The following is a 10,966-nucleotide window of genomic DNA, read 5'->3' as shown; positions in this document are numbered from 1 at the left end:
GGCGATACCCCTATCAGGTAACTTTGAAATGTCGCATTGGTGACTCGTTCAAACTATTGACCAAGTAAGCTTTACATGGTGCATTTGCCAGAACATCATCAATGTTTATATCATTCGTTACTTCAGTAAAAACACAAGCACCTGTACCTGTAAGTTTTGCAACACCGAACTGGTCGAGATATTGCATCGCTTCATCTACTTCTGGATATAAACTTCTTGCCAAAGGCTCAAAATTATTTCCAAAATCAGACGGCTTTAACTGATAGGCGCAAAATGTAGAGCTCTTCGTGTTTCTTGTCAACGTTTTTTGTGAAAAAAGCAGTTGAGTGCTGATAAAACAGTCAGGTTTTAACACAATGTATTGTTTTTGATCTAAGTCTATGAATGTTAAGTGTTCACCGATGCCTTCAGCCCATGCATTTAAGCCATGTACAAAGATGGGAACGTCCGCACCCAACTGAACGGCTAAGTCTGCTAATTGTTCAGTATTGAGTCCGCACTGCCACAGTTGATTGACCACGATTAATGTCGTTGCAGCATCCGATGAACCTCCACCTAAGCCTGCACCCATTGGAATATTTTTTTCAAGATGAATAGATAAACCGGTAGCTGTTTGTGCATACGGTTTAAGTATCTGCGTCGCTTTATAAATCAAATTTTGATTCAAATCGACACTGTTTAAGCCTTCAATATAAATCTGTTGATCCGGACGAGACTCAAATTCTAACCAATCACATAAATCGACCAGTTGGAAAATACTTTGCAACTCGTGGTAGCCGTTTTCACGTCGACCTGTAATGTGCAAAAACAAATTCAGTTTTGATGGAGCTGGGACACGGATCATAACGAAGCAAATTAACGGTTTTGAATGACCATTGTAATACGGTTTTCTGCACCATTTTCAAGTGCTTGTTTTAAAATCAACCGATTTGGCATTTTAGCTTGCTCGTTATAGCTCAGTTCCACGTTCCAGCCATCTTCAACAATTTGAGTTGCACGTTTTTCAGCATCTCTTTTTATTTGAGCCTGAACTGTCGCAGGTTTGGCTTGAACCCAATTGACCAAATGGGTGATCGGTGCTTGCCAACCTGTGGCTATTTTTAAGAGTTCTTCGGGGGTTTCTGCTTGAATCAACCCAGTTTTAGCACTATTGAGGCTGACTTCACCCGGACGGCCTGTAATTTGTGTTTTACCCACACCTAAAATGCCACTCAGTTCAATATCAAACTCTTGTTGCTGTTGTACCCAGGTAAAAAAAGCACTACCTGTTTGTTCAGGTGTACGTACCCCAATTTTACCTTGTAAGCTAAATTGTTGATCTGTTTCGGTTTGTATGGTGTTTGGATCAAGCTGCGGTTTGGTAAATTGTTGACAGCCTGTTAGTGCCAAGCTACTTGCAGCAAGTAGGCTTAAACTCAGATTTGAGAAAATACGCATAAAAACTATGAGCTCTTTTTCAGTTGTTGGGGTAACAATAAAGTATTGAGTTGATCTAATTGAGGATCATTTGGATGTTTTTGTTTGAGTTGTTGTAACACCGTAGAGAATTTTTGCAGATCACCTAACATATATACAGAACGTGCATAACGCACTCCAATATTGACACTGCCACTGAGAATGTAGGCTTTTTCTAAGACTCTGGCTGAGGTGCTAAAGTCATTTTGTAAATAACAAATAAAGCCTAGAGTATCTAAGATGGAAGCTTGCTCAGGTGCATACTCTAAAGCGTGTTCAACAAATCTTCGAGCATCATCTAAGCGTCTGTTTTGTAATGCTAAAGTGTAAGCGTATGCATTTAAGTATGTCGGGCTATTGGGCTCAATGCTTAAAAGTTGATTGAGCAGTTTTTCAAGTTTTTCCTTGTCTGTATGTGCATCTAGCATCAGCACTTCAGAATAGACCAGCTCAGGGTCATCTGGTATGTTTTTAATCGCTTCATCCAATAGACGCATAGCAGCAGCTTTGTTATTCATACGCTTTAAAATATCGGCTTGTGCTTGATACAAAAAACTTGCATGTTGCGGATAATTGACCCGTTCTTGGGTTAAAAAACGCAGTGCGTCATTGAGTTTATTTTGTTCACTATAAATGCTGATGAGGCTACGACGTGACACCGTATACAAGCTACCATCGACTAAACGATAGTAGGCCTTTGCTGTTTCAAAGTGTTGCTTTCGTTCAGCATTTACAGCAAGGTAGTAGTAGGCTTCATTTTGATATTCGGCTGAATTCCGTAGTTCAACCAAATATTTTTCTGCTTTTTCGTACTGTTTTAGGTCAATACTGGTTAAACCGGCAATAAATAAGGCATCTTCATTATCAGGCCACTTTTTAATAAGACTTTCAAGTTTGCCTAAGGCTTCATTGGAAGCATTTACTTTAATTAAGTATTTAGCTTCTGCTAAGCGAACTTCGACATTGTCACGATGCTTACGACTCGATTTTGCATACCAATTACGCGTTTCTTCCTCTAGACCCAGAGCACTGAGTAAATTGGCTTTCATAAGAATATAGCCTGTAACACGACCACGCTTTTTTAGGGCTTTATTGATCGTGATTAGTGCTTGTTCAAGCTGCCCATTTTGCGCTTCTAAACCTGCAATCAGAGCTAAAATAGAGGGATTGTTGCGCTCTTTACTTGAACGCAAGGCTTGAATTAAGACTTCTTGATCTTCAGGTTCTTCTGGGGCAATTCCTGCAAAAATTTGTTCCAAATCGGCATTTGCGTCAATATTGAGAATTTTGTCTAATGTTTCAGCAGCAAGCTCATATTCATGCGCTTTCAGTGCAATGTGGGATAGATAAAATAATGCAGGAACGTCAGTGGGTTCTTGCACCACCCAATGCGTCGCAATGTCGAGTGCGGCACGTAAGTCATTTTGTTCAAGGGCAATATTTAAAGCGCGTTGTTTAATGGTCGTGGAATTACTTTTAATTGCAAGGACCGTATAATTATGCAATGCCGTTGCATTATCTTGGTAGGCCAGTGCAAATTCGGCAATCATACTTTGTTGAATTGCATCATAATTAGATAGCGAAAATTCTCCAGCTGCTCTAAGATGAGCACTAGATGCCATGCTACCGACGAGTAAGAATGTGGTAGAATATTGCTTAATTCTCGCGCCGCTCAGTCGGCAATGTGTTTGACGCAATTTTTCTTGATCCAAGTATGCTTTTTATGACACCGTTATTGCACAATAGCATAAATTTAGCGAAATGATGATCTGATATGTCTTTCTTTGCATTGGGTGTCAACCATCAAACCGCCTCCGTAGAGTTGCGTGAACAAATTGCATTTAACCCTGAAAAGTTAACGCAACTGCTTGAGCAACAAGGCCAAAACCATGACTTAAATGAAATGGTGGTGGTGTCTACGTGTAACAGAACAGAAGTGTATGCTATGTCTGAAAACTCAGATATGGTATTAAACTGGCTCGCCCAAGCAAATGGTATAGATGTTAAACAACTGTTGAATCATGTATATCGTTATGAAAATGCGCAGGCCGTGACACACTTAATGCGTGTTGCAAGCGGTTTAGACTCACTTATGCTTGGTGAACCGCAAATTTTGGGACAGGTTAAATCTGCACTGTCGCTCGCTAAATCGGCACATACCGTTTCCCCGCACTTAAACCGAATTTTTGAATATGCTTTTTATGCAGCGAAGCGTGTGCGCTCGGAAACGGCAGTTGGCAGTCATGCTGTATCCATGGGTTATGCTGTTGCTCAGCTTGCTTTGCAAGTTTTTAGTAAACCTGAAAAGTTGACGGTCATGGTGGTTGCTGCGGGTGAAATGAATAGTTTGGTGGCAAAGCATTTGGCTGAAATGGGAGTCGCAAAAATCCTGATTTGTAACCGTACCCGTGAGCGGGCTGAAAGTTTGGCTCAGGAAATTGCACATCGGGTAGATGTTGAAATTATTGAGTTTGATCAGCTGGCGAACAATCTTTCACGCGCAGATGTCATTTCTAGTTGTACGGGAAGCTTGCATCAAGTCATTCATTATCCAGATGTGAAGGCGGCCTTAAAAAAGCGTCGTTATCAACAAATGTTAATGGTGGATTTGGCTGTTCCGCGTGATATAGACCCGAAAGTTGAAAGTTTGGATGGCGTCTATTTATATGGCGTGGATGACTTGCAATCGGTGATTGATGAAAACCTTGCTCAGCGTCGTCAGGCGGCGGTTGAAGCTGAGGTGATGGTGAATCAACTGGCAACGGAGTTGGTGACACAGCAAAAAGTCAATCTAGCAGGCGAAACCATTCATGCCTATCGCGAGCAAGGTGAACAGTTAAGACAAGAAGAATTACAACTCGCATTAGCTCGTATTGCAAAAGGGGAACAAGCAGAACAGGTGATGCAGGATTTTGCACATCGTCTGACACAGAAATTACTGCATCCAACCTCGATTATGCTACGTGAAGCAGCTAAAGCTGAAGATCCAAGTTATTTTGGACATATGCAAAATTGTTTAAATGAGACTTTTGCTAAACGACGTAAAACTAAAAAGTAAATCCAAATACAAAAATCTAATAGGTTTAAGTAATTAGTCTTAAGCCTATTTTTTTGGTCAATTCATTTAGCTTTTGACGTAGATTACGTGATTCAACTAGGCTTAAAGGCGCTTTTAGTTTTTGGCGCAAATATTTTTCTTCAAGCGAAAGAGCATATTCGCTGGCCAGTTTATCGGCCATTTCAGGTGTTTTGGTCAGCACTTCAATATTGGTGCGCTGCATAATATCGGCAATTGCATTGGCATAACGGCTACACGCACCCAAAACATAATAGGTTGCCAGTTCTTGATCATCAGGCAGATCATCAAAAATAGTATCCAAGACTTGTAGCACATGTGCCAAAAGTTCATCTTCAGGTAGATAAGCGCGCAAGGTTTCAAAGTGAATATACAAAAACGGATGATGGATCAAAACGGCGAGCGCGAAGTCTTCATCTTTGGTGCGAATATTAAATGACAACGAGGCGTCGTTGCTAACTTGAGGCGTCCAACGGCGACCAAAACCCAGTTTTTCTTTAAAGGATTGATTCAATAAATAACGGAAAGAGCCCGTTTTCGGCAATAAGTCCGTCAGTTGACGCAACTCACTCATGACCTGACTTTTGCCTTCAGGACTACTGATGTCATGGTTCTGCGTCAGGTGGGCAAAAACAAAGTCTGAAAGTAGAGGAGCTTGTTGCAATAGTTTATTAAAGTTTTCAATACCTTCACGACGAATCAATGAATCAGGATCATGATCACTCGGTAAAACAAAAAACTTCAGTTCACGACCATCATTGAGTAAAGGCAACGCGATTTCTAAAGTACGACGTGCTGCTTTTTGTCCTGCCAAGTCACCATCGAAGGCGATGGTAATACGGTTGTTTTGCTTAAACAGAATATTTAAATGTTCGGTGTTACTGGCAGTCCCTAAAGTCGCCACGGCACCTGCGATGCCATACTGCTGTAGCGCAATCACATCCATATAGCCTTCGACCATTAGCCAGTCTTGAGCCTTTTGTTTGCGACCTTCATATAAACCATAAAGTAACTGGTTTTTATGAAATACCTCAGAGTCTGGTGAGTTGATGTATTTGGGTTTGATTTCGTCATTCAGGGCACGACCACCGAAACCCACCACGCGGCCTTTGGCATCACGAATTGGGAAAATAACGCGGTCACGGAGTAAGTCAAAGTCCCGTCCACTGTCACTGGTGCGAATCAGTCCGAGTAACTTTAAGCCTTCGATATCTTGCGGGAAGGCTTTTTCTAAGTGTTGCCAGTCTTCAGGGGCATAGCCTAAACGCCAATATGTAATAGTATCTCGACTGAGTCCACGTTGTTTAAAATACTGCTGTGCTGTACGACTATGTGGGAGTTGTTGTTCATAGTACTGTGCAATATTTTCTAATAGGTCGTATAAATTACCTTCTTGAACAGGGGCGGTGTTAAAGCCCTCAAAAGCTTCAAAATCTGCATAGCTCTCTTGGTAGTCCATGGACTGAAATTCAGCAAATGGATCATGTTCAACCTGAAATTCGGCTTGTGCAGGAGTACGTTCAACCTTAGCTTCCGTCGCTTCTACTTTGGGTTGTTCGACAGGTTTGGCTTCACGTTTATATACCAGTTTTTTCGAGTCACGATTGTCTTTAGGCAGTTCGATGCCTGTTTGACTCGACAAATCCTTCATCACATCTATAAAACTACGACTGTCGATGTCCATTAAAAAACGAATGGCATTTCCATTGGCCTGACAACCAAAACAGTGAAAATACTGTTTGTCACGGTAAACGTGAAAAGATGGTGATTTTTCCTGATGGAATGGACAACAACCTGAATAGGTACGACCTGACTTTTTAAGTTTCACCCGTTGACCAATCAGGTCGACAATGTCGGTCCGATCTAGAATTTGATCAATAGTATGTTGAGGAATAGCCATGTCGAGTCGTCAATCGCTGAAGTCTTTAGAAACGTGAGAAAATAGAGAGATGGATGCTTTAAAAATGCAAAAAACCATCAAAGTTAAATTGTTTTGTATACCTTTTGAGCGTTTTGATCAAGCGAAAACAGCATAAAACAAAAGGGCAAGTATGATAACTTGCCCTTTGTAAAATAGCGAATATTTCAAATGAATTATTCAGCTCCAGTGCTTGCGTTGTCTGGTGTTTTAGGACGGTCGAGTAAACCGAAGCTGATGCGGTTGGTAAAACTGCGCTCAGTCATTTCTTTCGGTTGCTCAATTTTTTGCTCAGAACTATTTTGCTCTTCACGACCAAACACACCTAGAGTTGCACGGTTGATCCAACTTGCTTCTTTACGTGCTGCGCGTAAGTTTACTTCATCATTTGATTTTACTAAATTTGGATAATTCAGTTTGAGTACATCAATGTACTGTTGAGCGGTTTGTTTATCGCCCAATTGCGTATAAGAGTATGCCACTGTCGCTAAAGCTTCAGGTATTTGCGGGCTTTGAGGATAATGTTCAATCACCCATTGCGAACGCTCTAATGCTGCAACCCATGCTTTACGTTTGATATTAAAGCGTGCTGCATTCATTTCACTTTCAGCCAACTCATTGCTGATAAACTTCATACGCTGAGCTGCATCTACCGCATAAGTGCTTGAAGGATAGCGACGAATGAAATCTACAAAGTTTTGATAAGCAACTTTCAAATAACTCACGTCACGGTGTGACTGCTTTAAAGAGGTATAGCGTAGTAAACCATCATAGTTTTGCTCCATATTGGCTACACCACGTACATAGTAGGCATAGTCCACGTTTGGATGTTGAGGGTTTAAACGAATAAAACGGTCAGCCAGTGCAATGGTGCCTTCATAATCTTTCTGCTGGAATTTCACATAGAGCAATTCAAGTTGTGCTTGTTGTGCGTATTCGCCTGTTGGATAGTATGTATCTATGGCTTCAAGGTGTTTCGCAGCATCGGTATATTGACCACTTTTTAGTGCTGTTTCTGCTTTTTGAATATAAACCTGTTCACTCGATTGTGGACCGGTATCTACCACTTCTTTCTTGGGATTGCTGCTACAGCCTACCATTGCCGATGCAATGCCAACCGTAAGAGCAAGCATTGTCATTTTATAATGTGGTAGCGACATAAAAATTCCTCTGTTAATGCGGGCAATGAGCTACAATTGCACTATTAAATCACTTTTGTTTGAATGATCAAATGACTCAAGCACAATCTTCCGATCCAAATTTCCCTGAAACTGATTTCAATTTACTTGAAGATTCTGAGGATGCAGATAACCATACTTCAAGCTCTACTGCAACACGTTTATCGTTGCAATTTCAACTGGATGAATCTTATCTCGGACAGCGTATAGACCAAGTTGCAGCACTGATTTGGAGCGACTTTTCGCGTGAAAAGCTCAAACAGTGGCTGAAAGAAGGCCATTTGTTGGTAAATGGTAACAGTGTCAAACCTAAATATAAATGTGAAGGATTTGAACTGTTAACCCTTGAAGTTGAACTAGAAGCACAAACTCGTAGCCTGCCTGAAGATATTCCACTGGATATCGTCTATGAAGATGATGACATTATTGTCGTGAATAAACCCGTTGGTATGGTGGTGCATCCAGGTGCTGGAAATTCATCAGGGACCTTGGTCAATGCATTGTTACATCACTATCCAAAATCGTCAGAACTGACTCGTGCTGGCTTAGTACATCGGATTGATAAAGATACGTCTGGTTTGTTGGTTGTTGCAAAAAACTTAGAAGCACAATTTTCACTGAGCAAGCAGTTGGCTAAAAAGTCGGTCTATCGCGTATATGACTTAATTGTATATGGCAATGTAATTGCGGGCGGTACGGTGGATGAACCGATTAAGCGTCACCCTGTGGATCGTGTCAAAATGGCGGTACTGCCAGGTGGTAAAGATGCAGTAACACACTATAACGTGAAAGAGCGCTTCCAACATTTCACCCGTATCCAAGCCCGTCTTGAAACTGGACGTACGCATCAAATTCGTGTGCATTTTAGTTATATTGGTTTTGGTTTAGTTGGTGATCCTGTGTATATGCCACGTGTACGTGTGCCTGCAGGTGCATCGGAGCTTTTAGATGAGACTTTACGTGGTTTCAGACGCCAAGCGTTACATGCAGCAGAGCTCGGTTTGAAACATCCTCGTACAGGTGAAGAAATGCTGTTTAAAGCGCCGTGGCCAGCAGACTTGGCGACCTTGGTCGATGTACTACGGACGGAAAATAAAGCTTACTGATTTATAGCTGAATCATCATAAGGACAGTATATGCAATTTGTTCAAGGACTTCCGGCAGGTGTTTTTGTGGGACAAACCCGTGTGCATCATGATCGTGCTTTAGAGACCACTCAAACTGAATTGCAAGGTTTTAATTTGGCTTTGCATGTACAGGATGATGCCGCACGGGTGCAACAGCATCGTATGATTTTGCTTGAAGAGTTTGCAGGCTATGGGGTCGATAAAATCACATGGATGACGCAAACTCACAGCACTATATGCCGTGTAGTGAATGAGCAAATTGACTTTGATGCTCAAGAAGGGGATGGTTTGGTGACACAGCGAGCAAACCATGCCCTGATGATGATGACTGCAGATTGTTTACCCGTAGTTTTAGGCAATGCTGACGGTACCGAGGTTGGGAACTTACATGCAGGTTGGCGTGGGTTGGCGCATGGCATTATTGAAAATACCATTGCCAGTATGAACACTCAGCCGACATGGGCTTGGTTGGGTGCAGCTATTAGCCAATCATGTTTTGAAATTGGCGCTGAAGTTAAAGATGCTTTTTGCTCAAAATATGCTGCGCTTGAATCTGCATTTCAAACAGGTGAGCAAGCTGGAAAGTATTATGCTGACTTATATGCAATCGCAAAATTCATTCTAAAACAGCACGGTGTTGAAGTAGTCTCTGGCGGTGATCAGTGTTCCTTTAGCCAGTCGGATGAGTACTATTCTTATCGACGTCATGCCAAAACTGGGCGTATGGCGACTTTTGTGTTTATGCAATAGTTTTGGCGTGTGATCAAGTGCTTGGCTGTTTTAATCCTTGCACTTACTCCCCACTCAGCGAGTGGAAGTGTTAAACTTAACTCAATTCTTTGCTCTTAAAAATTTCCATGTCTGTACCTGATCTTGTTTCTGTTGCACCTGTTCATGTGTGTGTGGTTTATCATAGCGCCTATGGTCATACGGCGAAAGTCGCTCAGTATATTGCACAAGGTGCAGAGCAGGCGGGTGCTGACGTGCATTTGATTTCTGTTGCTGCAGTACAATGGGACTTGTTAGATCAGGCCGATATTATTGTAATGGGTTGCCCAACCTATATGGGGAGTCTCACAGCGGCACTAAAACAGTTTATGGAAGATTCCTCTAAGCGTTGGTTAGCACGGGCTTGGCAAGGAAAATTAGCTGCAGGCTTTACCAATGGTGGTGGCTTAAGTGGCGATAAACTGGCGGTATTACAACAGATTAATCTATTTGCAATGCAACATGGTATGTTGTGGGCAGGTTTACCGTTTATGCCGACGGGACGTAGCCAACACGATATTAATCGGATGTCGAGCTTTTTAGGTTTGATGACTCAGTCAGACAATGCCAGTGTTGAAATAACCCCACCCGAAGGCGACTTGGAAACTGCTCGAAAGTTCGGAAAATATTTGGTTGAGCTAAAAGCGGATTATTAACAGTCCCAATAAGAAAAAACCTCCACATGGGAGGTTTTTTCTTACTTATGCATAATACGGGCTTTATCACGTTGCCAGTCACGGTCTTTTTCCGTGGCACGTTTGTCATGCAACTGTTTGCCTTTCACTAAAGCGATTTCTAATTTCGCACGTGGCCCTTTCCAATAAGCAACAAGCGGAACGCATGAATAACCTTTTTGATTCACTGCGCCGAGTAACTTATCCAGTTCACGACGGTTCAACAGTAACTTACGGGTACGGGTCGCTTCAGGAACAATGTGCGTAGATGCACTGAGTAAAGGCTGAATCTGAGCACCGAACAGGAAAGCTTCGCCATTTTTAAAGGTAATATAACTCTCAGACAACGTCATACGACCTGCACGTAACGATTTTACTTCCCAGCCTTGCAGTGACAGGCCAGCTTCAAATTTTTCTTCAATAAAATAGTCGTGACGTGCACGTTTATTTTGTGCAATCGTCCCACTGGTATTTTTTTTAACTACAGTTGCTTTCGCCATAATCAATTACTTCCAACAATGTACCTATTGTGCCTTAAAGCAGGGTTAAGGTGAAGTTTTTTCAAATTTATGGAGTTTCTTCACCTATAAAACAAGTTTTTGCTAAAATATGGCTCTACAAAATCAACAGAGTAAAAATGGATGTCTAAAACTCGCGTCATTTATCCGGGGACTTTTGATCCAATTACCAATGGTCATATTGATTTGGTCACACGTGCATCACGTATGTTTGATGAAGTGGTGGTTGCCATTGCCATTGGTCATCATAAA

General features: G+C 41.7%; 11 protein-coding genes. 5 read left to right on the top strand and 6 right to left on the bottom strand.

Annotated features, from left to right (window positions below):
* Positions 1–13: 13 nt before the first annotated feature.
* Genes ispE through B4F08_RS13875 form a run of 3 tightly spaced genes read right to left on the bottom strand, consistent with a single transcriptional unit; the run spans position 14 to position 3,152 of the window.
* Positions 14–844, bottom strand: a complete 831-nt coding sequence (gene ispE, locus B4F08_RS13885) for a 4-(cytidine 5'-diphospho)-2-C-methyl-D-erythritol kinase (protein ID WP_291374843.1) — start codon at positions 842–844, stop codon at positions 14–16.
* Between the two features lie 11 nt (positions 845–855).
* Positions 856–1,437 (bottom strand): lipoprotein insertase outer membrane protein LolB, encoded by a 582-nt coding sequence (gene lolB, locus B4F08_RS13880; RefSeq protein ID WP_086208097.1) that lies wholly within the window; start codon positions 1,435–1,437, stop codon positions 856–858.
* Between the two features lie 5 nt (positions 1,438–1,442).
* Positions 1,443–3,152: a tetratricopeptide repeat protein gene (locus B4F08_RS13875; protein ID WP_086208256.1), complete on the bottom strand. Its 1,710-nt coding sequence runs from the start codon at positions 3,150–3,152 to the stop codon at positions 1,443–1,445.
* Between the two features lie 77 nt (positions 3,153–3,229).
* On the opposite strand from B4F08_RS13875, the gene hemA reads away from it, so the two are divergent.
* Positions 3,230–4,513 (top strand): glutamyl-tRNA reductase, encoded by a 1,284-nt coding sequence (hemA, locus tag B4F08_RS13870; protein ID WP_291374840.1) that lies wholly within the window; start codon positions 3,230–3,232, stop codon positions 4,511–4,513.
* Between the two features lie 25 nt (positions 4,514–4,538).
* On the opposite strand, the gene B4F08_RS13865 is transcribed toward hemA, so the two are convergent.
* Both B4F08_RS13865 and B4F08_RS13860 read right to left on the bottom strand, forming a co-directional pair.
* Complete coding sequence (locus tag B4F08_RS13865; RefSeq protein WP_291374838.1) at positions 4,539–6,431, bottom strand: DNA primase; 1,893 nt, start codon at positions 6,429–6,431, stop codon at positions 4,539–4,541.
* A 194-nt stretch (positions 6,432–6,625) separates the two neighbouring features.
* Positions 6,626–7,609 (bottom strand): outer membrane protein assembly factor BamD, encoded by a 984-nt coding sequence (locus B4F08_RS13860; RefSeq protein ID WP_291374837.1) that lies wholly within the window; start codon positions 7,607–7,609, stop codon positions 6,626–6,628.
* A 71-nt stretch (positions 7,610–7,680) separates the two neighbouring features.
* Between B4F08_RS13860 and rluD the strand changes: the two genes are divergently transcribed.
* The 3 genes from rluD (at position 7,681) to B4F08_RS13845 (ending at position 10,178) form a co-directional block, all read left to right on the top strand.
* Complete coding sequence (rluD, locus tag B4F08_RS13855) at positions 7,681–8,733, top strand: 23S rRNA pseudouridine(1911/1915/1917) synthase RluD (RefSeq protein ID WP_086208093.1); 1,053 nt, start codon at positions 7,681–7,683, stop codon at positions 8,731–8,733.
* A gap of 30 nt (positions 8,734–8,763) precedes the next feature.
* Positions 8,764–9,504: a peptidoglycan editing factor PgeF gene (pgeF, locus tag B4F08_RS13850; RefSeq protein WP_086208092.1), complete on the top strand. Its 741-nt coding sequence runs from the start codon at positions 8,764–8,766 to the stop codon at positions 9,502–9,504.
* A gap of 107 nt (positions 9,505–9,611) precedes the next feature.
* Positions 9,612–10,178, top strand: a complete 567-nt coding sequence (locus tag B4F08_RS13845; RefSeq protein ID WP_058870093.1) for a flavodoxin family protein — start codon at positions 9,612–9,614, stop codon at positions 10,176–10,178.
* A 41-nt stretch (positions 10,179–10,219) separates the two neighbouring features.
* On the opposite strand, the gene smpB is transcribed toward B4F08_RS13845, so the two are convergent.
* A complete protein-coding gene (gene smpB, locus B4F08_RS13840) occupies positions 10,220–10,696 on the bottom strand; it encodes an SsrA-binding protein SmpB (RefSeq protein WP_004695532.1) in 477 nt (158 codons plus the stop codon).
* 141 nt (positions 10,697–10,837) lie between these two features.
* On the opposite strand from smpB, the gene B4F08_RS13835 reads away from it, so the two are divergent.
* A partial coding sequence (locus B4F08_RS13835; RefSeq protein ID WP_291374844.1) for an adenylyltransferase/cytidyltransferase family protein occupies positions 10,838–10,966 on the top strand: 129 nt, incomplete at its 3' end.

The sequence above is a fragment of the Acinetobacter sp. UBA6720 genome (assembly GCF_002454215.1).
GTDB lineage: Bacteria > Pseudomonadota > Gammaproteobacteria > Pseudomonadales > Moraxellaceae > Acinetobacter.
This window is presented reverse-complemented; position numbering and strand designations above follow the sequence as displayed.